The following is a 24,981-nucleotide window of genomic DNA, read 5'->3' on the forward strand; positions in this document are numbered from 1 at the left end:
TTGCTGGCAATTCTCTAAGTAATGGCAGAAGCTTCTTCTTGCTCCATATCTATTACATGAAATTTAATACTCCCTAAAGAGGTCAATGACCTCTATGAGGAGGAAGATTCCGTAAAATTCAAGCGTTCCCGAATGAGTGCTGCTCGACGGATATCCCTTTCATGGGGTCTTAAAGGGCCACCTGCGTACTTTTGTAAAAATCCCGACTGTGTCAAAATCATCAACTCATTTAGAATGCTTTTAGAAATATTTTTTATATACCCAAGATCTATCCCTAACCTAACATCGGAGATACAGGTAGCTGCTTCCTTGGTCTCGATGATTCGAGCATTGGACAAAATCCCATATGAACGGAAAATTCTATCTTCTAATTGTATGTGGGAAGTCCTCGCTAATGCATCCCTCGCTGACCGTTCTTGGGCTATGATTTGTTGCACTACACTTGTTAGATCTTCAACGATATCCCTTTCCGACTTTCCAAGAGTAATTTGATTAGAGATTTGAAAAATATTCCCTAACGCTTGACTGCCCTCTCCATAAATCCCTCGAACCACCAACCCCAATTGGTTGATAGCAGGTATGATATTATTCATCTGCTGTGTAAGGACCAGGCCCGGAAGATGCATCATGACTGAAGCCCTTAATCCTGTTCCCACATTAGTCGGACAACTAGTTAGGTATCCTCTTTCTTCATCATATGCATAGTCTATGGATTCTTCAATCCAATCGTCAAGAACATTTGCAATCTTTAAGGTTTCCTTTAGCTGCAACCCCGACATTAAACATTGAATACGGAGATGATCCTCTTCATTTATCATGATACTTATTTCTTCATTTTCCGAAAGGAGACATGCGCTTTTCGCTGAATCTTCAACTAAATGAGGACTGATTAAATGTTTTTCAACAAGAACGCGCTTTTCCAGTGGCTGCAATTGGTCAATCTCCAAAAGTTCAAGTTTTCCAATCTCTGGAGTTACTTCCTCTTCGATTCTTTTTTTGACCAATTCAATGATTTTTTTAGCTTCTTCATTAGAAAAGGAGGTCGGGAAGGTAAAGTCTTTGAAATTCCTGGCCAGCCGAATCCGCGAACTCAATACAATATCGATTTCCGGCCCTTCTGCACTCATCCAGGAACTCAAGGCGTTTTCTACAAACTTTTCCAAGCTCATAATTCCTCGCCTCCCTCTTGTGCTTCATACCTTTTTTCAAGGGAACGAACCTTATCTCTTACCTCTGCCGCTTTCTCAAACTCCTCTTGATCAATGTGGACCTTTAAAACTTCTTTCAAATCCAAAATTTGCTTTCGAAGATATATGGTGCCACCAATCCTTTTTGGAATCTTCCCTATATGTGCTGTATTGCCGCTATGAACCCTCTTTAAAATGGGATCTAACTGTTCATTGAACGTCTTATAACATTCGGCACAGCCAAACTTACCAATATGGACAAATTCTTTATAAGATCGATGACAATGCGGGCAACGCCTCTCTTCCGTTTTGGGAAATGCATTTGCCTTTGTCTGTTGAATATTCGACTCCATATTCAACAATCCTGCTAATAAATTATTTATTGAAAAACCAGGTCCACCTGCATCCATGAACATTTCACCTTTTTCCTGAGCACATTTCTCACAAATCATGACTTCAGTCTTTTTTCCATTGATGATTTTGGTGAAGTGCAGGGTAGCAGGCCTTTGATGACATTCTTGGCAAATCAACGTTCATCACCTCTGCCAGTTTCATTTATATTTTAAAGTCGTAAGCATCGCAGTTAAAATTCTTGCCCTAAGCTCATCGCGGTCAGGTAGGTCGATATAAATCACCGATCTATCTATGACGCTCATCATAATCTTTGCTTCTCTTTCATTAATGACGTCTTCATTCATCAGCCTTGAAATGACTCCTTCAGCCATCGATTGAGTTACCCTGGTACCAATAAGCGATAATAATTGGTTGATAAGTTGCACGGAATCCTGTGATTCGACTTTCATGATGCGTATATAACCGCCGCCTCCACGCTTACTCTCTACAACGTATCCTCTCTCGATTGTAAACCTGGTATTGATTACGTAATTGATTTGAGAAGGAACACACTGAAATTTATCTGCTATTTCACTTCTTTTAATCTCTAAGATATCTTTTTGACTTATTTCAAGTACTTGCTTCAAATAAGTTTCGATAACATCAGATATGTTTCTCACTCAGCCTCCTCCATTCTGACTTTGACTATATTTGACTATTATTATACAAGGAATAATCCATTTTGCAACTTAAACGCACTTTCTTTCTGCATTATCCATTTTCTCCAAATTATATGTAGTTACATACCCCGTTGAACATTAAAAGTTGAAATATCTTACATAAATACCCTGAAAAGATACATGCAAAACCTGGTTTTTTTTCTTCTCTTTAAGATTTCACCACTTAAACTCTGCCCAATTCCCCTGCTTACCCATTCCTCCTCATGATATTGCAACCAACTCAAATAAGGCCAGCCCTATGCTGTCCCTAGAAATATAAAACTTTTTTTAATTACGAACATCAAAAAAGACCAGCCGGATGGCTGATCTTTTTAAATGGCTTGGCGGCGTCCTACTCTCACAGGGGGAAACCCCCAACTACCATCGGCGCTGAAGAGCTTAACTGCCGTGTTCGGAATGGGAACGGGTGTGACCTCTTCGCTATCGCCACCAAACATATCAGGAACGTTGTTCCTTCAAAACTAGATAATAAGAAGGTATTTCATTTTTTTAAAGCGTTGGTTAAGTCCTCGATCTATTAGTATCAGTCAGCTCCACATGTCGCCACGCTTCCACCTCTGACCTATCAACCTGATCATCTTTCAGGGATCTTACTAGCTTGCGCCATGGGAAATCTCATCTTGAGGGGGGCTTCATGCTTAGATGCTTTCAGCACTTATCCCGTCCGCACGTAGCTACCCAGCTATGCCTTTGGCAAGACAACTGGTACACCAGCGGTGCGTCCATCCCGGTCCTCTCGTACTAAGGACAGCTCCTCTCAAATTTCCTGCGCCCGCGACGGATAGGGACCGAACTGTCTCACGACGTTCTGAACCCAGCTCGCGTACCGCTTTAATGGGCGAACAGCCCAACCCTTGGGACCGACTACAGCCCCAGGATGCGATGAGCCGACATCGAGGTGCCAAACCTCCCCGTCGATGTGGACTCTTGGGGGAGATAAGCCTGTTATCCCCGGGGTAGCTTTTATCCGTTGAGCGATGGCCCTTCCATGCGGAACCACCGGATCACTAAGCCCGACTTTCGTCCCTGCTCGACTTGTAGGTCTCGCAGTCAAGCTCCCTTGTGCCTTTACACTCTACGAATGATTTCCAACCATTCTGAGGGAACCTTTGGGCGCCTCCGTTACTCTTTAGGAGGCGACCGCCCCAGTCAAACTGCCCACCTGACACTGTCTCCCACCCCGATAAGGGGCGCGGGTTAGAATTTCAATACAGCCAGGGTAGTATCCCACCAACGCCTCCACCGAAGCTAGCGCTCCGGCTTCTCAGGCTCCTACCTATCCTGTACAAGCTGTACCAAAATTCAATATCAGGCTGCAGTAAAGCTCCACGGGGTCTTTCCGTCCTGTCGCGGGTAACCTGCATCTTCACAGGTACTATAATTTCACCGAGTCTCTCGTTGAGACAGTGCCCAGATCGTTACACCTTTCGTGCGGGTCGGAACTTACCCGACAAGGAATTTCGCTACCTTAGGACCGTTATAGTTACGGCCGCCGTTTACTGGGGCTTCGGTTCAAAGCTTCGCTTGCGCTAACCTCTCCCCTTAACCTTCCAGCACCGGGCAGGTGTCAGCCCCTATACTTCGCCTTGCGGCTTCGCAGAGACCTGTGTTTTTGCTAAACAGTCGCCTGGGCCTATTCACTGCGGCTTTTCTGGGCTATTCACCCTAAAAAGCACCCCTTCTCCCGAAGTTACGGGGTCATTTTGCCGAGTTCCTTAACGAGAGTTCTCTCGCACACCTTAGGATTCTCTCCTCGCCTACCTGTGTCGGTTTGCGGTACGGGCACCTTACATCTCACTAGAGGCTTTTCTTGGCAGCGTGGAATCAGGAACTTCGGTACTATATTTCCCTCGCCATCACAGCTCCGCCTTAATGGAAACGGGATTTGCCTCGTTTCCGGCCTAACTGCTTGGACGCGCATATCCAACAGCGCGCTTACCCTATCCTTCTGCGTCCCCCCATCGTTCAAACGATGTATAGGTGGTACAGGAATATCAACCTGTTGTCCATCGCCTACGCCTTTCGGCCTCGGCTTAGGTCCCGACTAACCCTGAGCGGACGAGCCTTCCTCAGGAAACCTTAGGCATTCGGTGGAAGGGATTCTCACCCTTCTTTCGCTACTCATACCGGCATTCTCACTTCTAAGCGCTCCACCAGTCCTTCCGGTCTGACTTCAACGCCCTTAGAACGCTCTCCTACCATCGACACCTAATGGTGTCAATCCACAGCTTCGGTGATACGTTTAGCCCCGGTACATTTTCGGCGCGGAGTCACTCGACCAGTGAGCTATTACGCACTCTTTAAATGGTGGCTGCTTCTGAGCCAACATCCTGGTTGTCTAAGCAACTCCACATCCTTTTCCACTTAACGTATACTTTGGGACCTTAGCTGGTGGTCTGGGCTGTTTCCCTTTCGACTACGGATCTTATCACTCGCAGTCTGACTCCCAAGAATAAGTATTTGGCATTCGGAGTTTGACTGAATTCGGTAACCCGTTGGGGGCCCCTAGTCCAATCAGTGCTCTACCTCCAATACTCTCATCTTGAGGCTAGCCCTAAAGCTATTTCGGAGAGAACCAGCTATCTCCAGGTTCGATTGGAATTTCTCCGCTACCCACACCTCATCCCCGCACTTTTCAACGTGCGTGGGTTCGGGCCTCCATTCAGTGTTACCTGAACTTCACCCTGGACATGGGTAGATCACCTGGTTTCGGGTCTACGACCTCATACTCATTCGCCCTATTCAGACTCGCTTTCGCTGCGGCTCCGTCTCATCAACTTAACCTCGCATGAAATCGTAACTCGCCGGTTCATTCTACAAAAGGCACGCCATTACCCATTAACGGGCTTTGACTACTTGTAGGCACACGGTTTCAGGATCTATTTCACTCCCCTTCCGGGGTGCTTTTCACCTTTCCCTCACGGTACTGGTTCACTATCGGTCACTAGGGAGTATTTAGCCTTGGGAGATGGTCCTCCCTGCTTCCGACGGGATTTCTCGTGTCCCGCCGTACTCAGGATCCACTCAGGAGGGAACGAAGTTTCAACTACAGGGTTTTTACCTTCTTTGACGGACCTTTCCAGATCGCTTCATTTACCCCGTTCCTTTGTAACTCCATGTTGAGTGTCCTACAACCCCAAGAGGCAAGCCTCTTGGTTTGGGCTAATTCCGTTTCGCTCGCCGCTACTCAGGAAATCGCATTTGCTTTCTCTTCCTCCGGGTACTTAGATGTTTCAGTTCCCCGGGTCTGCCTTCAGTACCCTATGTATTCAGGTAAAGATACTGTTCCATTACGAACAGTGGGTTTCCCCATTCGGAAATCTCCGGATCAAAGCTTACTTACAGCTCCCCGAAGCATATCGGTGTTAGTCCCGTCCTTCATCGGCTCCTAGTGCCAAGGCATCCACCGTGCGCCCTTTCTAACTTAACCGTTAAAAAAGATCTTACAGATGCTTTGAAAAAAATTAATTGCCTTCTATCTATTATCTAGTTTTCAAGGAACAAAGCAGAAAGAATCCATCACATCGTGATGTTTGTCTTTCCTATTTGAATGAATCACTCATTCAAAACTGAACAAAACAAAAGCGCTCTCGTAATTATCCTTAGAAAGGAGGTGATCCAGCCGCACCTTCCGATACGGCTACCTTGTTACGACTTCACCCCAATCATCTGTCCCACCTTAGGCGGCTGGCTCCATGAAGGTTACCTCACCGACTTCGGGTGTTACAAACTCTCGTGGTGTGACGGGCGGTGTGTACAAGGCCCGGGAACGTATTCACCGCGGCATGCTGATCCGCGATTACTAGCGATTCCGGCTTCATGTAGGCGAGTTGCAGCCTACAATCCGAACTGAGAATGGCTTTATGGGATTCGCTTACCTTCGCAGGTTTGCAGCCCTTTGTACCATCCATTGTAGCACGTGTGTAGCCCAGGTCATAAGGGGCATGATGATTTGACGTCATCCCCACCTTCCTCCGGTTTGTCACCGGCAGTCACCTTAGAGTGCCCAACTGAATGCTGGCAACTAAGATCAAGGGTTGCGCTCGTTGCGGGACTTAACCCAACATCTCACGACACGAGCTGACGACAACCATGCACCACCTGTCACTCTGTCCCCCGAAGGGGAAAGCCCTATCTCTAGGGTTGTCAGAGGATGTCAAGACCTGGTAAGGTTCTTCGCGTTGCTTCGAATTAAACCACATGCTCCACCGCTTGTGCGGGCCCCCGTCAATTCCTTTGAGTTTCAGCCTTGCGGCCGTACTCCCCAGGCGGAGTGCTTAATGCGTTAGCTGCAGCACTAAAGGGCGGAAACCCTCTAACACTTAGCACTCATCGTTTACGGCGTGGACTACCAGGGTATCTAATCCTGTTTGCTCCCCACGCTTTCGCGCCTCAGTGTCAGTTACAGACCAGAAAGTCGCCTTCGCCACTGGTGTTCCTCCAAATCTCTACGCATTTCACCGCTACACTTGGAATTCCACTTTCCTCTTCTGCACTCAAGTTCCCCAGTTTCCAATGACCCTCCACGGTTGAGCCGTGGGCTTTCACATCAGACTTAAGGAACCACCTGCGCGCGCTTTACGCCCAATAATTCCGGACAACGCTTGCCACCTACGTATTACCGCGGCTGCTGGCACGTAGTTAGCCGTGGCTTTCTGGTTAGGTACCGTCAAGGTACCAGCAGTTACTCTGGTACTTGTTCTTCCCTAACAACAGAACTTTACGACCCGAAGGCCTTCTTCGTTCACGCGGCGTTGCTCCGTCAGACTTTCGTCCATTGCGGAAGATTCCCTACTGCTGCCTCCCGTAGGAGTCTGGGCCGTGTCTCAGTCCCAGTGTGGCCGATCACCCTCTCAGGTCGGCTACGCATCGTCGCCTTGGTGAGCCATTACCTCACCAACTAGCTAATGCGCCGCGGGCCCATCTATAAGTGACAGCGTAAACCGTCTTTCCATCTTCTCTCATGCGAGAAAAGAACGTATCCGGTATTAGCTCCGGTTTCCCGAAGTTATCCCAGTCTTATAGGCAGGTTGCCCACGTGTTACTCACCCGTCCGCCGCTAATCTCAGGGAGCAAGCTCCCATCGATTCGCTCGACTTGCATGTATTAGGCACGCCGCCAGCGTTCGTCCTGAGCCAGGATCAAACTCTCCGAAGAAATGTTTGACTTGCTCATTTGCTTTTTTTATAGTGTGTGCTCACTTAAAATTTAACGTTGGCGCTTTGTTTTGTTCAGTTTTCAAAGAGCAATTTGACTCTTCTAAAAGAATCAACTTTCATATCATAACAAATCCAAATGGGCTTGTCAAGTTTTTTTGGTGGAGCCTAGCGGGATCGAACCGCTGACCTCCTGCGTGCAAGGCAGGCGCTCTCCCAGCTGAGCTAAGGCCCCAAAATAATCATGGTCGGGAAGACAGGATTCGAACCTGCGACCCCTTGGTCCCAAACCAAGTGCTCTACCAAGCTGAGCTACTTCCCGAAAAAATATGGTGCGCCCGGCGGGAGTCGAACCTACAACCTTCTGATTCGTAGTCAGATGCTCTATCCAATTGAGCTACGGGCGCATATTAAGATGGTGCCGAGGACCGGAATCGAACCGGTACGGTAGTCACCTACCGCAGGATTTTAAGTCCTGTGCGTCTGCCAGTTCCGCCACCCCGGCATAAATAAATAGTGGAGCGGAAGACGGGATTCGAACCCGCGACCCCAACCTTGGCAAGGTTGTATTCTACCACTGAACTACTTCCGCAAACATGCGGGTGAAGGGACTTGAACCCCCACGCCTTGCGGCGCCAGATCCTAAGTCTGGTGCGTCTGCCAATTCCGCCACACCCGCATAATATAATGGTGAGCCATGAAGGATTCGAACCTTCGACCCTCTGATTAAAAGTCAGATGCTCTACCAACTGAGCTAATGGCTCATATAAACTATTTATATATGCTATATCAAGCTTGTATGAAAATGGTGCCGGCAAGAGGACTTGAACCCCCAACCTACTGATTACAAGTCAGTTGCTCTACCAGTTGAGCTACACCGGCAAGTGTAAAAATGGTGGAGGATGACGGGATCGAACCGCCGACCCTCTGCTTGTAAGGCAGATGCTCTCCCAGCTGAGCTAATCCTCCATATATAACTGCTTGGCGGCGTCCTACTCTCACAGGGGGAAACCCCCAACTACCATCGGCGCTGAAGAGCTTAACTGCCGTGTTCGGAATGGGAACGGGTGTGACCTCTTCGCTATCGCCACCAAACATATCAGGAACGTCGTTCCTTCAAAACTAGATAATAAGAAGGTATTTCATTTTTTTAAAGCGTTGGTTAAGTCCTCGATCTATTAGTATCAGTCAGCTCCACATGTCGCCACGCTTCCACCTCTGACCTATCAACCTGATCATCTTTCAGGGATCTTACTAGCTTGCGCCATGGGAAATCTCATCTTGAGGGGGGCTTCATGCTTAGATGCTTTCAGCACTTATCCCGTCCGCACGTAGCTACCCAGCTATGCCTTTGGCAAGACAACTGGTACACCAGCGGTGCGTCCATCCCGGTCCTCTCGTACTAAGGACAGCTCCTCTCAAATTTCCTGCGCCCGCGACGGATAGGGACCGAACTGTCTCACGACGTTCTGAACCCAGCTCGCGTACCGCTTTAATGGGCGAACAGCCCAACCCTTGGGACCGACTACAGCCCCAGGATGCGATGAGCCGACATCGAGGTGCCAAACCTCCCCGTCGATGTGGACTCTTGGGGGAGATAAGCCTGTTATCCCCGGGGTAGCTTTTATCCGTTGAGCGATGGCCCTTCCATGCGGAACCACCGGATCACTAAGCCCGACTTTCGTCCCTGCTCGACTTGTAGGTCTCGCAGTCAAGCTCCCTTGTGCCTTTACACTCTACGAATGATTTCCAACCATTCTGAGGGAACCTTTGGGCGCCTCCGTTACTCTTTAGGAGGCGACCGCCCCAGTCAAACTGCCCACCTGACACTGTCTCCCACCCCGATGAGGGGCGCGGGTTAGAATTTCAATACAGCCAGGGTAGTATCCCACCAACGCCTCCACCGAAGCTAGCGCTCCGGCTTCTCAGGCTCCTACCTATCCTGTACAAGCTGTACCAAAATTCAATATCAGGCTGCAGTAAAGCTCCACGGGGTCTTTCCGTCCTGTCGCGGGTAACCTGCATCTTCACAGGTACTATAATTTCACCGAGTCTCTCGTTGAGACAGTGCCCAGATCGTTACACCTTTCGTGCGGGTCGGAACTTACCCGACAAGGAATTTCGCTACCTTAGGACCGTTATAGTTACGGCCGCCGTTTACTGGGGCTTCGGTTCAAAGCTTCGCTTGCGCTAACCTCTCCCCTTAACCTTCCAGCACCGGGCAGGTGTCAGCCCCTATACTTCGCCTTGCGGCTTCGCAGAGACCTGTGTTTTTGCTAAACAGTCGCCTGGGCCTATTCACTGCGGCTTTTCTGGGCTATTCACCCTAAAAAGCACCCCTTCTCCCGAAGTTACGGGGTCATTTTGCCGAGTTCCTTAACGAGAGTTCTCTCGCACACCTTAGGATTCTCTCCTCGCCTACCTGTGTCGGTTTGCGGTACGGGCACCTTACATCTCACTAGAGGCTTTTCTTGGCAGCGTGGAATCAGGAACTTCGGTACTATATTTCCCTCGCCATCACAGCTCCGCCTTAATGGAAACGGGATTTGCCTCGTTTCCGGCCTAACTGCTTGGACGCGCATATCCAACAGCGCGCTTACCCTATCCTTCTGCGTCCCCCCATCGTTCAAACGATGTATAGGTGGTACAGGAATATCAACCTGTTGTCCATCGCCTACGCCTTTCGGCCTCGGCTTAGGTCCCGACTAACCCTGAGCGGACGAGCCTTCCTCAGGAAACCTTAGGCATTCGGTGGAAGGGATTCTCACCCTTCTTTCGCTACTCATACCGGCATTCTCACTTCTAAGCGCTCCACCAGTCCTTCCGGTCTGACTTCAACGCCCTTAGAACGCTCTCCTACCATCGACACCTAATGGTGTCAATCCACAGCTTCGGTGATACGTTTAGCCCCGGTACATTTTCGGCGCGGAGTCACTCGACCAGTGAGCTATTACGCACTCTTTAAATGGTGGCTGCTTCTGAGCCAACATCCTGGTTGTCTAAGCAACTCCACATCCTTTTCCACTTAACGTATACTTTGGGACCTTAGCTGGTGGTCTGGGCTGTTTCCCTTTCGACTACGGATCTTATCACTCGCAGTCTGACTCCCAAGAATAAGTATTTGGCATTCGGAGTTTGACTGAATTCGGTAACCCGTTGGGGGCCCCTAGTCCAATCAGTGCTCTACCTCCAATACTCTCATCTTGAGGCTAGCCCTAAAGCTATTTCGGAGAGAACCAGCTATCTCCAGGTTCGATTGGAATTTCTCCGCTACCCACACCTCATCCCCGCACTTTTCAACGTGCGTGGGTTCGGGCCTCCATTCAGTGTTACCTGAACTTCACCCTGGACATGGGTAGATCACCTGGTTTCGGGTCTACGACCTCATACTCATTCGCCCTATTCAGACTCGCTTTCGCTGCGGCTCCGTCTCATCAACTTAACCTCGCATGAAATCGTAACTCGCCGGTTCATTCTACAAAAGGCACGCCATTACCCATTAACGGGCTTTGACTACTTGTAGGCACACGGTTTCAGGATCTATTTCACTCCCCTTCCGGGGTGCTTTTCACCTTTCCCTCACGGTACTGGTTCACTATCGGTCACTAGGGAGTATTTAGCCTTGGGAGATGGTCCTCCCTGCTTCCGACGGGATTTCTCGTGTCCCGCCGTACTCAGGATCCACTCAGGAGGGAACGAAGTTTCAACTACAGGGTTTTTACCTTCTTTGACGGACCTTTCCAGATCGCTTCATTTACCCCGTTCCTTTGTAACTCCATGTTGAGTGTCCTACAACCCCAAGAGGCAAGCCTCTTGGTTTGGGCTAATTCCGTTTCGCTCGCCGCTACTCAGGAAATCGCATTTGCTTTCTCTTCCTCCGGGTACTTAGATGTTTCAGTTCCCCGGGTCTGCCTTCAGTACCCTATGTATTCAGGTAAAGATACTGTTCCATTACGAACAGTGGGTTTCCCCATTCGGAAATCTCCGGATCAAAGCTTACTTACAGCTCCCCGAAGCATATCGGTGTTAGTCCCGTCCTTCATCGGCTCCTAGTGCCAAGGCATCCACCGTGCGCCCTTTCTAACTTAACCGTTAAAAAAGATCTTACAGATGCTTTGAAAAAAATTAATTGCCTTCTATCTATTATCTAGTTTTCAAGGAACAAAGCAGAAAGAATCCATCACATCGTGATGTTTGTCTTTCCTATTTGAATGAATCACTCATTCAAAACTGAACAAAACAAAAGCGCTCTCGTAATTATCCTTAGAAAGGAGGTGATCCAGCCGCACCTTCCGATACGGCTACCTTGTTACGACTTCACCCCAATCATCTGTCCCACCTTAGGCGGCTGGCTCCATGAAGGTTACCTCACCGACTTCGGGTGTTACAAACTCTCGTGGTGTGACGGGCGGTGTGTACAAGGCCCGGGAACGTATTCACCGCGGCATGCTGATCCGCGATTACTAGCGATTCCGGCTTCATGTAGGCGAGTTGCAGCCTACAATCCGAACTGAGAATGGCTTTATGGGATTCGCTTACCTTCACAGGTTTGCAGCCCTTTGTACCATCCATTGTAGCACGTGTGTAGCCCAGGTCATAAGGGGCATGATGATTTGACGTCATCCCCACCTTCCTCCGGTTTGTCACCGGCAGTCACCTTAGAGTGCCCAACTGAATGCTGGCAACTAAGATCAAGGGTTGCGCTCGTTGCGGGACTTAACCCAACATCTCACGACACGAGCTGACGACAACCATGCACCACCTGTCACTCTGTCCCCCGAAGGGGAAAGCCCTATCTCTAGGGTTGTCAGAGGATGTCAAGACCTGGTAAGGTTCTTCGCGTTGCTTCGAATTAAACCACATGCTCCACCGCTTGTGCGGGCCCCCGTCAATTCCTTTGAGTTTCAGCCTTGCGGCCGTACTCCCCAGGCGGAGTGCTTAATGCGTTAGCTGCAGCACTAAAGGGCGGAAACCCTCTAACACTTAGCACTCATCGTTTACGGCGTGGACTACCAGGGTATCTAATCCTGTTTGCTCCCCACGCTTTCGCGCCTCAGTGTCAGTTACAGACCAGAAAGTCGCCTTCGCCACTGGTGTTCCTCCAAATCTCTACGCATTTCACCGCTACACTTGGAATTCCACTTTCCTCTTCTGCACTCAAGTTCCCCAGTTTCCAATGACCCTCCACGGTTGAGCCGTGGGCTTTCACATCAGACTTAAGGAACCACCTGCGCGCGCTTTACGCCCAATAATTCCGGACAACGCTTGCCACCTACGTATTACCGCGGCTGCTGGCACGTAGTTAGCCGTGGCTTTCTGGTTAGGTACCGTCAAGGTACCAGCAGTTACTCTGGTACTTGTTCTTCCCTAACAACAGAACTTTACGACCCGAAGGCCTTCTTCGTTCACGCGGCGTTGCTCCGTCAGACTTTCGTCCATTGCGGAAGATTCCCTACTGCTGCCTCCCGTAGGAGTCTGGGCCGTGTCTCAGTCCCAGTGTGGCCGATCACCCTCTCAGGTCGGCTACGCATCGTCGCCTTGGTGAGCCATTACCTCACCAACTAGCTAATGCGCCGCGGGCCCATCTATAAGTGACAGCGTAAACCGTCTTTCCATCTTCTCTCATGCGAGAAAAGAACGTATCCGGTATTAGCTCCGGTTTCCCGAAGTTATCCCAGTCTTATAGGCAGGTTGCCCACGTGTTACTCACCCGTCCGCCGCTAATCTCAGGGAGCAAGCTCCCATCGATTCGCTCGACTTGCATGTATTAGGCACGCCGCCAGCGTTCGTCCTGAGCCAGGATCAAACTCTCCGGAGAAATGTTTGACTTGCTCATTTGCTTTTTTGATAGTGTGTGCTCACTTAAAATTTAACGTTGGCGCTTTGTTTTGTTCAGTTTTCAAAGAGCAATGTCTTTCGGAACAGCTTATTTATAATAACATTTTCATTACTCTGAGTCAACAAGTTTTTTAAAACTTTTTAAAGTTTGTAATCTGTTTGCAACTCGTTCGTAACGACAGATATAAATATAACACCATTAAGTTAACTGCGCAATACCTTTTATAAAGTTTTTTTGAGATAATGTTGTTTTTCTTTCAAACCCTAAAATCCAATCTATTAAAAGACATGAAATTATAATTAAAAAACAAAAACCGAATTGGACCTACCAGGATCAGGAGCTACGCCCAATGATCCCAGCCATCCGAATTCGGCCCTGCAATCAAAACTCATTTTGCCTATATTAGCGATGTCTCATTAAAGGGAATAACAGGACGTCACGTATAGAAGGAGAATTGGTCAATAGCATAACCAAACGGTCAACACCAATTCCCAGTCCGCCAGTAGGCGGCATTCCGTATTCTAACGCCTCCAAGAAATCTTCATCCATTTCATGAGCTTCGTCATTACCTTGCTCTCGTTCTTTTAATTGAGCTTCAAAGCGTTGACGTTGATCAATAGGATCATTAAGTTCCGTGAAGGCATTTGCATGCTCCCTACCTACAATGAATAACTCAAATCGATCTGTGAAACGGGAATCTTCCGGATTTTTCTTTGCTAAAGGAGAGATTTCCACTGGATGTCCATAGATGAATGTAGGTTGAATTAACTTATCTTCCACCTTTTGTTCAAAGAATTCATTTACGATATGGCCGAACTCCATGGATTCCTTAACTTCAATCCCATTATCTTTAGCAAGCTGTTGGGCTTCTTCTTTACTCATTTGAGTCCAGAAGTCCACACCAGTATATTCTTTTACAGCGTCAACCATGTGAAGTCGTTTCCATTCCGGTTTCAACTCTATCTCATACTCCCCATACTGGATGGTAGTCGTACCCAGGACTTCTTGAGCTATATGGGCAATCAGGTTTTCCGTTAAACTCATGATATCTTGGTAATCCGCATAAGCCTCGTATAATTCGATCAATGTGAATTCAGGATTATGTCTTGTTGATACTCCTTCATTTCTGAAAACCCGGCCAATTTCATAAACTTTCTCCAACCCGCCAACGATTAAGCGTTTCAGATGAAGTTCAATGGCAATCCTTAAATTCAAAGGCATATCCAAGGCATTATGGTGAGTAAGGAAAGGACGTGCAGCAGCTCCACCGGCAACAGAATGCAATAGAGGCGTCTCCACTTCAAGGTATCCATGATCGTCCAAATACCGTCTCATGGCTTGTACAATACGACTGCGCATGATCAACGTGTTTTTGCTTTCCTCATTTGTAATTAAATCGACATAACGTTTCCGATAACGCTCTTCAACATCCTTTAGGCCATGAAATTTATCAGGCAACGGGCGAAGCGCTTTAGCAAGGAACACATATTCTTTAGCTTTAATGGAAAGTTCCCCGACTTTCGTTTTGAAAATAACGCCAGTTACCCCTACGATATCGCCAAGATCCGTTTGGTTGAAAATTTGGTAAGAATCTTCACCTATGTTATCCAAACGGACGTAGATTTGGATTTGACCGCTAATATCCTGGATATGGGCAAATCCCGCTTTCCCTTTTCCACGCTTCGTCATGACACGGCCAGCGATCGTAACTTCAATTTCTTTTTCTTCAAGATCTTCCTTTTCTAATTCACCATAAGCACTGATTAGCTCCTGAGTGTTATGTGTGCGCTCGAATCTGCTCCCGAAAGGGTCTTGTCCATTATCCATCATGGCCTGCATTTTATCGCGCCTTACCTGCAGTTGGTCATTCAATTCTTCATGACTCACGAAAATCATCTCCATCTTTATTAATAAAAGCCTTATATAATTAATCAGAAACTCTTTTGCATACATATTTATTCTTACATAAAGTAAAGGAATTCAACAGCTTTTTATCATAAAACATTGTTTATGTACATATAAAAACTGCCAGGATTACTGGCAGTTTAAGATAAGCGTATTATAGGTAAATAGGAAGGTAATGTCAAACATCAGACCATTTGGATATTTTGTTGCTTAGCTTCGATATCATCCACAAGTCCATAAAGAAGCTTTACAACATCTTCCCTTGTTTCACATTCATTAATTCCTTTGCGAGCTTGAGCATTCCCTTTAACACCCTTTAAATACCAAGAAGCATGCTTACGCATTTCACGAACAGCTACATTTTCATTTTTCAACGCAATCAGACGATCCATATGAAGCACGCAAACGTCCATCTTTTCACGAACTGAAGGCTCATCCATCAGTTGACCGGTTTCCAGATATTTTACAGTCCGGTAAATCATCCACGGGTTACCTAAAGCTGCACGGCCGATCATGACTCCATCAACACCCGTTTCCTTCAGCATTCTTTCCGCATCCTGTGGAGTTTCCACATCACCGTTACCGATAAGGGGAATATTAATTGACTTCTTCACTTCACGGATGATGTCCCAGTTAGCTTTTCCTTCATACATTTGAACTCGTGTCCTGCCATGCATGGAAACGGCTTTACCGCCTGCGCGTTCAACAGCCTGAGCGTTCTGAATCGCAAAAACATGCTCATCATCCCAGCCAATGCGCATTTTCACCGTTACCGGCTTTTCAACAGCATCAACCACCGCTGAGACCATCTCATAAATTTTGTTTGGATCGAGAAGCCACTTCGCACCCGCATCACATTTGGTGATTTTAGGTACAGGGCAGCCCATGTTGATATCAATGATGTCAGCATTTGTATTTTTATCTACAAATTGTGCAGCTTCGACCAAAGTTTTCTTTTCTCCTCCAAAGATTTGCAAACTTAACGGTTTTTCTCTTTCATCTATATAAAGCATATTCATCGTTTTAGCATTTTGAATAACGATTCCCTTGTCACTGACCATCTCCGCACAAACAAGACCAGCACCAAATTCCTTGACGGTCAAGCGGAATGCCGAGTTGCAGACTCCCGCCATCGGCGCCAGCACTACGGGATTCTTCATTTCTATATCGCCTATTTTTAACACGTTGGACCTCCTAAAACATTCTTTCATTTATCCTCAGGCGGCTGAAGCTCCTCAATGGAAACATGAAGAATTTCCGCCACTTCCAGTAAAAATGCCTCTGAAGGGGTGCGGTTCCCTCGTTCGACTTCTCCCAGCAATGAAACGGAAACACCTATTTCTCTCGCAAACCCTTCCTGGGTATAACCCTTTAACTTTCGAAAAGCGCGAATACGCCTTCCCCATTTTTCACCTTCCATAATCGAACTCCTTCTTTATCCGAAATCTGTTCAAGCAGGTCGCTCAAAGGTGCAAGCATTTGCGGAAGTGATATATCAGGGTCCACTTCCATTAAAGGCACGATAACAAAAGCCCTCTCGTGCATACGAGGGTGCGGGACTGAAAGAATCTCTGTCTCAATATTTTCATGATTATATAACAAAATGTCAAGGTCTAAAGTACGGGGACCCCACCTAATTTCCCTTTTTCTCCCTAAATCCTGTTCAATTTTCATACAAGCGTGAAGTAATCTTTCGGGTTCTAAATCGGTTTTCACTTTAAGGACAGCATTTAAAAAACAGTCCTGGTCTTCATATCCTATCGGGTCCGTTTCATATAAAGAAGAGCATGTCACCAATTTGATATGCGGATTTTCAGACAATAATTGGAAAGCCCTTTGGAATGTTTCAAGGCGATTCCCTAAGTTCGAACCTATTGAAAGGTAAGCAATATTTACCACAATCAGCGTCCCCTTACAATCTCTATAGCAACCGAATCATAGTGACCTGCTATTGGAGGATCTGGTTTATAAACCTTCACGGTGCATGTCTCGATGGAAGAATATTTATCAAGTAGTTCAGAGGCAATTTTTTCAGCTACAGCTTCCACTAACTTAAAAGGTTCTCCCTCAACAACACTTTTACACACTTCATATAACTCGCCATAGTTGATTGAGTCTTCAAGGTTGTCACTTTTCCCTGCCTTGGCTAAATCAGTCTGGACGATTAAATCCACTTTAAACCGCTGACCAAGCTTCGTTTCTTCCGGAAAAACTCCATGATAACCGTAAAACTCCATTTTATTCACATATATCTTATCCATTTCATTCACCTTTTCCTAATAGAGCATCCATCATCTTTGCAGTCCGTGCCATTTCCTTCACATCATGTACACGAACCATTTGACAGCCTTGTTGAATGCCATGGCAGATTGTGGCGGCTGTTCCTTCCATCCGCTCACTAGGCGGCAGGTCCAGAACATGTCCAATCATGGACTTTCTTGATGTGGCTAGCAGTACGGGATAACCTAATGATACCAGCTTATCAAGATTCCTCATCATTTCCAAATTCAACTTTAAATCTTTAGCAAAGCCAATTCCTGGATCGAGAATGATGTTTTCATCCTTGACTCCCGCATCCTTTACCAACTTGATGCTTTCGAATAAATCTTGAAGTACATCCCGGACAAAATGTCCATAACCCATATTATCCCTGTTATGCATCAAAATAATCGGCACCTTATATTCCGCAGCAACCTTTGACATCAAGGAATCGGCTTTTCCCCCCCAAATGTCATTTAATATATGGGCTCCCGCTTTTACCGCCTCTTCCGCTACTCTTGATTTATACGTATCAACCGATATTGGAACCTCGATATTACGGGATATGGCGTCAATAATCGGGGCTACTCTTTCTATTTCCTCTTCATCCGATATTCTCTCATAGTTAGGACGGGTGGACTCTCCGCCTACATCCAATATATCCGCTCCGTCGTTGACCATCCGTTCGGCATGCTTCAAAGCAGCATCTATCCGACTATATTTCCCGCCATCCGAAAAGGAGTCCGGCGTAACATTCAAAATCCCCATAATTAAGGTTTTATTGCTGTAATCCAAATCAAATGAACCGCATTTTATTTTTGACGCTCCAGCTAATGACATCCAACGTTCTCCTTCACCTAAAGAAATCTATATATACGAGTGTACCCATTTACATAGGCATAGTGCAAGCTCCATTAAGATTTGAAACACTTCTGCAGACTTTACTACAAAAAGAAAAGCAAAGCCCCTGAGGAACTTCGCTTCTCATTTTTAGTGTCTGGTCTTACTCAAAATTATATAATGGTGTACTTAAGTAACGTTCACCATTACTTGGAATGATAGCAAGTACCTTTTTGCCTTTTCCCAGTTTGTCAGCCACTTTAATGGCAGCCGCTATTGCGCCTCCAGAAGAAATTCCACCGAGGATTCCTTCCTCTTTTGCTGCGCGGCGGGCATAATCAAATGATTCCTCTGTATTGACCTGAATGATTTCGTCATAGAGATCTGTATTCAAAATACTTGGAACGAAGCCTGCACCGATTCCTTGGATTTTATGAGGTCCTGGAGTCCCACCTGATAATACCGGAGAGTCCGCAGGCTCAACAGCATAAATTTTAATGTCAGGGTATTTTTCACGCAGGACTTCACCAGCACCTGTTATGGTTCCGCCAGTACCGATTCCGGCAACGAATGCATCAAGACCTTCATCACCAAAAGCTTCAACGATTTCAGGGCCTGTAGTGTTCCGATGAACTTCAGGATTGGCTTCATTCTCGAATTGCTGTGGAATGAAGTAACCTTTTTCTTTGGACAGCTCAGTCGCCTTTGCGATTGCACCCTTCATCCCTTCAGGTCCAGGAGTAAGAACTAACTCTGCGCCATAAGCGCGAAGCAAGTTACGGCGTTCCAAGCTCATCGTCTCCGGCATGACCAGAATTGATTTATAACCCTTAGCCGCAGCTACCATCGCTAGTCCTATTCCAGTATTTCCGCTTGTAGGCTCAATGATCGTATCACCTGGCTTGAGGTTACCATTTTTTTCTGCCGCTTCGATCATCGCAAGGGCGATACGGTCTTTTACACTACTGCCCGGGTTAAAATACTCAAGTTTCAAATAAATATCTGCACTGTTTTCATTTTGAAGCTTGTTTAACTTCACAATAGGCGTTTGTCCAATTAAATCGATTACAGAATTAGCTATACGTGCCATTTTCTCCACTCCTTATCATTTCAATACCGAGTATGTTTATTGGTTTTATTAATTTAAAGTTACCAGTTTTAATAGTTCATTGTCAATGATTATATACTATATTCTAAATTTTCTCACACAACCATTGACCTACTTTTGTTCTTTTAATCCATAAAACCATTCTACATCAAATTCGTCCCAGAAAATTTCCCCTGAGACCGGTGCCTGAATCTGTTCAAGAGCTATTTGGCGGTGAATCTTGTCTTTAACTTCTTCGTATTCATACTGCTTGCCTTCTATCCTTTCATGCAGATAGAGAACGGCCCAGCCATCTTCCGTTTGGATTGCATCACTCCACTTCTTTACCTTCATTTTCTCGGCAGCGGTAATGTATTCCTTGGAGACTTGCTCGTTATCCTCTGATATAAAACCCATGTCGCCTCCTTGATTGGCAGTGAATTCATCAAGGGACTTTTCCATCGCTAAGACATCAAAGGAGACACCTTTCTCCAGTTCACGTATGATTTGGTCTGCCTGCTTTTTTGTAGACGAGGTAATATGGGAAATATGGAAAGCAGTAGGGATTCTGTAAATATCCTTATTATCATCATAATGATTCCGCATTGCTGTTTCGGAAACCGAAACGTCCTTGGTGAGGAGCTTCTCGAGGAGGAGACTCGACTGAATTTCCTGCCTCAGTTGATCGTTACTTTTATTAAGGTTCTGACCGGCAGTCCCATACATCGTTTTCATCATTTTAAGTTCCCGATCAAGCTCTTCATCCGAAGTTTTCACTTTGTATTTTTCAGCTGCCTGTTTCACTACCTCTTTATCGACCATTTCCTCAAGTACATCTTCCCCATATCTTTTTTCGAGCTCAGTCATCCATGCGTCCCGGGAAATATCCTTGGATCCAACCTTTGCGGCCGTTTCTTCCCCAATGACGGTTTTAGAAATGATTATTGGTTTTATGACAAAGATAATGATAGTCAATAGGTTCAACAAGGCAAGGCCAGCAATAATCGCCCGAAGCTTTTGTTTTGGCAAACCCTTATCCCCCGTATATTATTTTTTGGTTTCTGCTTCTAGTTCCTCGAGTTCTTCCTTCGAGAATTGGTAGGTCTGATTACAAAAATGACATTGCGCCTCCGCTTGTCCCTCTGTCTCAATGATATCCCGAATCTCAGCTTTCCCTAGGCTAATCAATGCATTCGCAATTCTTTCCCTAGAACATTGACAGGAGAATTGGACATCCATTTTTTCCAGTATATTCACATTGCCCTCACCTAAAATTTCGGTTAGGATTTCTTCGGGAGTCATGCCACTTTGAATCATCTTGGAAACAGGAGTTATCGTGCTTAGTCGATTTTCGATTTTGGAAATCGTATCTTCGGATGCACCTGGCAACAACTGAATGATAAATCCACCCGCTGCAAGGATTGAATTATCCGGATTCACCAGAACCCCAACTCCCACAGATGAAGGCACCTGTTCGGAAGTAACAAAGTAATAAGTGAAATCTTCACCCAATTCTCCCGATACAATCGGTACTTGCCCTGAAAAGTAATCACGAAGACCAATATCTTTGACAACAGTCAACAATCCATCGGTGCCTACCGCTTTCCTTACATCCAGCTTTCCTTGCTCATTCAAATCAAAGTGGGTTTGCGGGTGTGTGACATATCCGCGGACTTCTCCCTTTGCATTGCTGTCGACCAGGATGGAACCAATCGGTCCACCTCCCTCGATTTTAATCGTCAGCTTTTCTTCACCTTTTAACATTCCACCCATCATAACGCCTGCCGTCATAGCCCGTCCAAGGGCAGCTGAAGCAGTAGGCCATGTATAATGGCGTCGTTGAGCTTCTCCTACGGTGTCTGTTGTTGAAACAGCATATGCCCGAACCTGTCCTTCATAGCCTAACGCCTTTATCAGATAATCCTTCATTTATTTTGCTCCTTCCATGCTGTGTATTACTTCTTCACTTGCTCACGATTACGTTTATAAATCAGCTGCAACCCCTTCAAGGTCAAAAATGGCTCCACAACGTCAATCACAGTAGACTCATTAGCAATTAAGGTAGCCAGTCCACCTGTCGCTATTACCGTTGGTTCTATATTACTTTGCGCCTTAATTCGATTAACGATTCCTTCTACCTGTCCAACATATCCATACAAAATACCAGCCTGCATGGCGGATACCGTATTTTTCCCAATAATCCCTTCAGGCCGGCTGATTTCTATTCTTGGAAGTTTGGCTGCCTTTGAATAAAGTGCTTCAGTAGAAATGTTTATACCCGGAGCAATGGCCCCGCCCATGTATTGTTTATCCTCATTTATGTAGCAATATGTCGTTGCCGTGCCAAAATCCACGATAATGAGAGGGCTTCCATATTCATGAATGCCTGCAACAGCATTAACGATTCGGTCCGCTCCCACCTCACGGGGATTTTCGTATTTAATATTCAATCCAGTTTTTATTCCAGGTCCGACTATAAGCGGTTTAATTCCAAAGTATTTTTTGCACATGCGTTCAAGCGCAAACATAATTGGCGGAACTACCGAAGAAATAATGATTCCATCAAATTGATCAAACGAAAGACCTTCATGTTGCAGCAAAGACTTTATGACCATTCCATACTCATCTTCTGTCTTGTGACGGTTAGTCTCAATTCGCCAATGATATTTTAAAATATCTTCATCGTATACGCCTAATACAGTATTCGTATTACCAACATCCAATACAAAAATCATCGTTTCATCACTCCGGTAAATTATTCTCCAACATCATACCACACTGTTATTTCCCACGCTATTAGTCGCACTTTTCGAAAGGTATCCCAGAAACTTCATCACAATTAATTCAAGGGTTAAGAAAAGGGTATTTCCGAGGCGGAAATACCCTTTTGAATTTAATCAATTTAAGACTTTTTATTGTCATCTTCGTTCGGGAAGGAAAGCGGCTGGTCTTGAGGTGCACCTTCCTTAATTGGAGGAGTATTCAATCCTTCCTCCGTTATTTCAAGGTCCTCAGGTCCTCTCTTATCCAATGGATCTAATAGGGCCTCTTTTTCTTCCTTCTTCGTATTGATGTTCACCTTGACATTCTCATCAGTGGTCAAATTCCCATTCAGAGCCGTATAATCCCGATCAGGCAATTTACCATTATGGAATAAACTTTTGATTTGTTCAGCATCAAGTGTTTCCACTTCAAGCAAGGTTTTTGCAACCAAATCAAGTTTTTCACGATTTTCAGTAAGAATCGTCTTACATCTTTCGTAAGCTTCCCTGATGATACGTTGAATTTCAAGATCGATTTCATATGCTATTGCATCTGAATAGTTTTGATCATTGTTGAAATCGCGGCCTAGGAAGACCTGACCTTGGGAATTACCGAATTGAAGTGGTCCGAGCTTACTCATGCCATATTCCATAACCATGCTTCGAGCTATGCCCGTTGCACGCTGGAAGTCGTTATGCGCACCGGTACTCACTTCTCCGAATGTAACTTCTTCGGATACACGGCCACCCAATAGTCCTACGATTTTATCTTTAAGCTCAGGTTCCGTCATGAAGAAACGATCTTCTTTCGGCAGCATAACTGCATAACCCCCAGCTTGACCACGAGGGACAATCGTAACTTTATGAACGACTTCGGCATCATCCAGAACCAATCCAATAATGGTATGGCCCGCTTCATGCCACGCTACGATATTTCTTTCCTTTTTGGAAATGACACGGTTTTTCTTGGCAGGTCCAGCGATAACGCGATCCGAAGCTTCATCCAAATCGGACATGTCGATCTTCTTCTTATCTTGACGGGCAGCAACAAGCGCCGCTTCATTCAGTAAGTTTTCAAGATCTGCACCAGAAAATCCTGGAGTACGCTGAGCGATCGCTTTCAAATCGACTGTTTCTGCTAAAGGTTTATTACGCGCATGCACTTTCAGCACTTCTTCACGGCCCTTAACATCAGGGCGGCCTACCGTTATTTGACGGTCAAAACGTCCTGGACGCAATAATGCCGGATCCAATACATCAGCACGGTTAGTCGCAGCAATGATTATGATTCCTTCATTACCACCGAAACCATCCATTTCCACCAGTAGTTGGTTCAATGTCTGTTCACGTTCATCGTGACCGCCACCAAGACCTGCGCCACGTTGACGTCCGACTGCATCAATTTCATCGATAAAGATGATACATGGTGCATTCTTCTTTGCATTTTCAAACAAATCACGAACACGGGATGCACCGACACCCACAAACATTTCAACAAAATCAGAACCACTGATTGAGAAGAAAGGAGTTCCGGCTTCACCAGCTACTGCTCGCGCAAGTAAAGTTTTACCTGTACCAGGAGGCCCAACTAAAAGTACCCCTTTAGGAATACGGGCTCCAAGCTCGGCATATTTGCGAGGATCTTTCAAGAATTCAACGACCTCGACAAGTTCCTGCTTTTCTTCGTCCGCTCCGGCAACATCATTGAAGCGTACTTTTTTCTTATCATCATTATACAATTTCGCCTTACTTTTCCCGAAGTTCATGACGCGGCCACCGCCGCCGCCCTGAGCTTGGTTAAGTAAAAAGAAGAAGAGGATAAAAATGATTACAAATGGAATGATGGAAGTGAAAAATGTCACCCAGCCACTTGTCTTTTCTGGAGGTTCGACAGTGATGATGTCTTTATCCAGCTTGGTTACGGCATCATTGATCCGGCTTTGCGAATACTCACTGAAAGGCACGTACGTCACAAAGAATTTGTTTTCCTCATAACCTTTGAGCTTTCCTGTGATTTCAAAAACACTGCTTTCGGGCTGCATCGTAAGTGATGTAACGTCCCCACTCTCCAAATGCTTATAGAATTCATCTTGGGTCAATTTTACGTTTGGTTCATTGTTATTATTAAAAATGCTTACAATCCCAATGATGACCAAAAAGATCAGTAAATAAAATATGGTATTACGGAAGATCCGATTCATCCCTTACCTCCTCCCACGGGTAAACAAACTATAGTAAATACTATCATACAAAATTAATGAATTACAATAATTTAACACCGCTGTTTTTATCTGGTCTTCTCTTTCAAACAGGTACGATTAATTCGAGTAAATTTCAGGCTTCAATATGCCAATATACGGGAGATTACGATACTTTTCCGCAAAATCTAGACCATATCCGACAACAAATGCATCCGGAACGATGAATCCGGCATAGTCCGGAGTGATATCCGCTTTCCTGCCTGTTGGTTTATCCAATAAGGTAACGATTTTAATTGATTTTGCTTTTCGATAACGGAAAAGTTCCGCAAGATAGCTAAGAGTTAAACCGCTGTCGATAATATCTTCGATGATTAAAATATCCCGGCCTTCAACTGATGTATCAAGATCTTTGATGATTTTCACTTCACCGGAAGATACAGTGGAGTTACCATAGCTTGAAACATCCATAAAGTCCATTTCAAGATGTGTATCCACACGTTTCAGTAAATCTGACATAAATGGCATGGCGCCTTTCAGCACTCCGATGGCCAACGGGAACTTACCTTGGTAATCAGCTTCAAGCTGCGCACCCAATTCCCTGATTTTTTTTTGAAGTTCTTCCTCTGTTATTAAAACCTTTTCCAATGTCGTTTTGCATGGTCATTGTAATTA

15 protein-coding genes, 9 tRNA genes and 6 rRNA genes are annotated in these 24,981 nt (G+C 45.8%); all 30 read right to left on the bottom strand.

Annotated elements, in window-relative coordinates; all coding sequences use genetic code 11:
- Positions 1-92: 92 nt before the first annotated feature.
- On the bottom strand, positions 93-1,169 hold the full coding sequence (gene mcsB / locus QFZ73_RS10750) for a protein-arginine kinase McsB (protein ID WP_101225857.1): 1,077 nt from the start codon (positions 1,167-1,169) through the stop codon (positions 93-95).
- Positions 1,166-1,717 carry a protein-arginine kinase activator protein McsA gene (mcsA, locus tag QFZ73_RS10755; protein ID WP_251436479.1) on the bottom strand — a complete coding sequence of 184 codons (552 nt, stop codon included), beginning with the start codon at positions 1,715-1,717 and terminating at the stop codon, positions 1,166-1,168. The genes mcsB and mcsA overlap by 4 nt, the downstream gene beginning before the upstream one ends.
- 21 nt (positions 1,718-1,738) lie before the next feature.
- A complete protein-coding gene (locus tag QFZ73_RS10760; protein ID WP_251436481.1) occupies positions 1,739-2,200 on the bottom strand; it encodes a CtsR family transcriptional regulator in 462 nt (153 codons plus the stop codon).
- A gap of 378 nt (positions 2,201-2,578) precedes the next feature.
- Positions 2,579-2,694, bottom strand: a 5S ribosomal RNA gene (gene rrf, locus QFZ73_RS10765).
- Positions 2,695-2,757: 63 nt separating this feature from the next.
- A 23S ribosomal RNA gene (locus QFZ73_RS10770) occupies positions 2,758-5,690 on the bottom strand.
- A gap of 176 nt (positions 5,691-5,866) precedes the next feature.
- A 16S ribosomal RNA gene (locus QFZ73_RS10775) occupies positions 5,867-7,417 on the bottom strand.
- A 158-nt stretch (positions 7,418-7,575) separates the two neighbouring features.
- Positions 7,576-7,651: transfer RNA gene (locus QFZ73_RS10780), tRNA-Ala, on the bottom strand.
- A 10-nt stretch (positions 7,652-7,661) separates the two neighbouring features.
- Positions 7,662-7,738: transfer RNA gene (locus tag QFZ73_RS10785), tRNA-Pro, on the bottom strand.
- A gap of 8 nt (positions 7,739-7,746) precedes the next feature.
- Positions 7,747-7,823: transfer RNA gene (locus QFZ73_RS10790), tRNA-Arg, on the bottom strand.
- A 9-nt stretch (positions 7,824-7,832) separates the two neighbouring features.
- Positions 7,833-7,921: transfer RNA gene (locus QFZ73_RS10795), tRNA-Leu, on the bottom strand.
- A 12-nt stretch (positions 7,922-7,933) separates the two neighbouring features.
- A tRNA-Gly gene (locus QFZ73_RS10800) sits at positions 7,934-8,008 on the bottom strand.
- 5 nt (positions 8,009-8,013) lie between these two features.
- Positions 8,014-8,095: transfer RNA gene (locus QFZ73_RS10805), tRNA-Leu, on the bottom strand.
- A 9-nt stretch (positions 8,096-8,104) separates the two neighbouring features.
- Positions 8,105-8,180: transfer RNA gene (locus QFZ73_RS10810), tRNA-Lys, on the bottom strand.
- A gap of 42 nt (positions 8,181-8,222) precedes the next feature.
- Positions 8,223-8,298, bottom strand: a tRNA-Thr gene (locus QFZ73_RS10815).
- Positions 8,299-8,309: 11 nt separating this feature from the next.
- A tRNA-Val gene (locus QFZ73_RS10820) sits at positions 8,310-8,385 on the bottom strand.
- A 10-nt stretch (positions 8,386-8,395) separates the two neighbouring features.
- Positions 8,396-8,511: ribosomal RNA gene (rrf, locus tag QFZ73_RS10825) — 5S ribosomal RNA — on the bottom strand.
- Positions 8,512-8,574: 63 nt separating this feature from the next.
- Positions 8,575-11,507: ribosomal RNA gene (locus QFZ73_RS10830) — 23S ribosomal RNA — on the bottom strand.
- Between the two features lie 176 nt (positions 11,508-11,683).
- A 16S ribosomal RNA gene (locus QFZ73_RS10835) occupies positions 11,684-13,234 on the bottom strand.
- The 16S, 23S and 5S rRNA genes sit together here with 9 tRNA genes alongside, the layout of an rRNA operon.
- Positions 13,235-13,657: 423 nt before the next feature.
- A complete protein-coding gene (lysS, locus tag QFZ73_RS10840; protein ID WP_285847385.1) occupies positions 13,658-15,157 on the bottom strand; it encodes a lysine--tRNA ligase in 1,500 nt (499 codons plus the stop codon).
- 188 nt (positions 15,158-15,345) lie between these two features.
- On the bottom strand, positions 15,346-16,344 hold the full coding sequence (dusB, locus tag QFZ73_RS10845) for a tRNA dihydrouridine synthase DusB (RefSeq protein WP_251436628.1): 999 nt from the start codon (positions 16,342-16,344) through the stop codon (positions 15,346-15,348).
- 23 nt (positions 16,345-16,367) lie between these two features.
- Entirely contained in the window at positions 16,368-16,580 is a 213-nt protein-coding gene (locus QFZ73_RS10850) for a helix-turn-helix domain-containing protein (RefSeq protein WP_251436630.1), read from the bottom strand.
- Positions 16,532-17,059 (bottom strand): 2-amino-4-hydroxy-6-hydroxymethyldihydropteridine diphosphokinase, encoded by a 528-nt coding sequence (gene folK, locus QFZ73_RS10855; protein WP_251436632.1) that lies wholly within the window; start codon positions 17,057-17,059, stop codon positions 16,532-16,534. The genes QFZ73_RS10850 and folK overlap by 49 nt, the downstream gene beginning before the upstream one ends.
- A gap of 2 nt (positions 17,060-17,061) precedes the next feature.
- Positions 17,062-17,421, bottom strand: a complete 360-nt coding sequence (gene folB / locus QFZ73_RS10860; protein WP_251436634.1) for a dihydroneopterin aldolase — start codon at positions 17,419-17,421, stop codon at positions 17,062-17,064.
- A gap of 1 nt (position 17,422) precedes the next feature.
- Positions 17,423-18,259, bottom strand: coding sequence for a dihydropteroate synthase (folP, locus tag QFZ73_RS10865; protein WP_307265936.1), 837 nt, complete (start codon positions 18,257-18,259; stop codon positions 17,423-17,425).
- A gap of 163 nt (positions 18,260-18,422) precedes the next feature.
- Entirely contained in the window at positions 18,423-19,349 is a 927-nt protein-coding gene (gene cysK / locus QFZ73_RS10870; RefSeq protein WP_251436639.1) for a cysteine synthase A, read from the bottom strand.
- A 129-nt stretch (positions 19,350-19,478) separates the two neighbouring features.
- Complete coding sequence (locus QFZ73_RS10875; protein ID WP_307265938.1) at positions 19,479-20,375, bottom strand: peptidyl-prolyl cis-trans isomerase; 897 nt, start codon at positions 20,373-20,375, stop codon at positions 19,479-19,481.
- Between the two features lie 18 nt (positions 20,376-20,393).
- Entirely contained in the window at positions 20,394-21,275 is an 882-nt protein-coding gene (gene hslO / locus QFZ73_RS10880) for an Hsp33 family molecular chaperone HslO (RefSeq protein WP_251436644.1), read from the bottom strand.
- A 26-nt stretch (positions 21,276-21,301) separates the two neighbouring features.
- Complete coding sequence (locus tag QFZ73_RS10885; RefSeq protein ID WP_251436646.1) at positions 21,302-22,081, bottom strand: type III pantothenate kinase; 780 nt, start codon at positions 22,079-22,081, stop codon at positions 21,302-21,304.
- A gap of 167 nt (positions 22,082-22,248) precedes the next feature.
- Complete coding sequence (gene ftsH, locus QFZ73_RS10890) at positions 22,249-24,309, bottom strand: ATP-dependent zinc metalloprotease FtsH (protein WP_251436649.1); 2,061 nt, start codon at positions 24,307-24,309, stop codon at positions 22,249-22,251.
- Positions 24,310-24,426: 117 nt separating this feature from the next.
- Complete coding sequence (hpt, locus tag QFZ73_RS10895) at positions 24,427-24,954, bottom strand: hypoxanthine phosphoribosyltransferase (protein WP_307265943.1); 528 nt, start codon at positions 24,952-24,954, stop codon at positions 24,427-24,429.
- Between the last annotated feature and the right edge of the window lie 27 nt (positions 24,955-24,981).

The sequence above is a fragment of the Peribacillus sp. V2I11 genome (assembly GCF_030817135.1).
Taxonomy (GTDB): Bacteria; Bacillota; Bacilli; order Bacillales; family DSM-1321; genus Peribacillus; species Peribacillus simplex.

What these genes read in the sequence shown, in the direction of transcription:
- mcsB (WP_101225857.1), bottom strand. Translation starts at nt 1,169, where the DNA reads ATGAGCTTGGAAAAGTTTGTAGAAAACGCCTTGAGTTCCTGGATGAGT.
- lysS (WP_285847385.1), bottom strand. Translation starts at nt 15,157, where the DNA reads ATGGAGATGATTTTCGTGAGTCATGAAGAATTGAATGACCAACTGCAG.
- QFZ73_RS10850 (WP_251436630.1), bottom strand. Translation starts at nt 16,580, where the DNA reads ATGGAAGGTGAAAAATGGGGAAGGCGTATTCGCGCTTTTCGAAAGTTA.
- folB (WP_251436634.1), bottom strand. Translation starts at nt 17,421, where the DNA reads ATGGATAAGATATATGTGAATAAAATGGAGTTTTACGGTTATCATGGA.
- folP (WP_307265936.1), bottom strand. Translation starts at nt 18,259, where the DNA reads ATGTCATTAGCTGGAGCGTCAAAAATAAAATGCGGTTCATTTGATTTG.
- cysK (WP_251436639.1), bottom strand. Translation starts at nt 19,349, where the DNA reads ATGGCACGTATAGCTAATTCTGTAATCGATTTAATTGGACAAACGCCT.
- hslO (WP_251436644.1), bottom strand. Translation starts at nt 21,275, where the DNA reads ATGAAGGATTATCTGATAAAGGCGTTAGGCTATGAAGGACAGGTTCGG.
- QFZ73_RS10885 (WP_251436646.1), bottom strand. Translation starts at nt 22,081, where the DNA reads ATGATTTTTGTATTGGATGTTGGTAATACGAATACTGTATTAGGCGTA.
- ftsH (WP_251436649.1), bottom strand. Translation starts at nt 24,309, where the DNA reads ATGAATCGGATCTTCCGTAATACCATATTTTATTTACTGATCTTTTTG.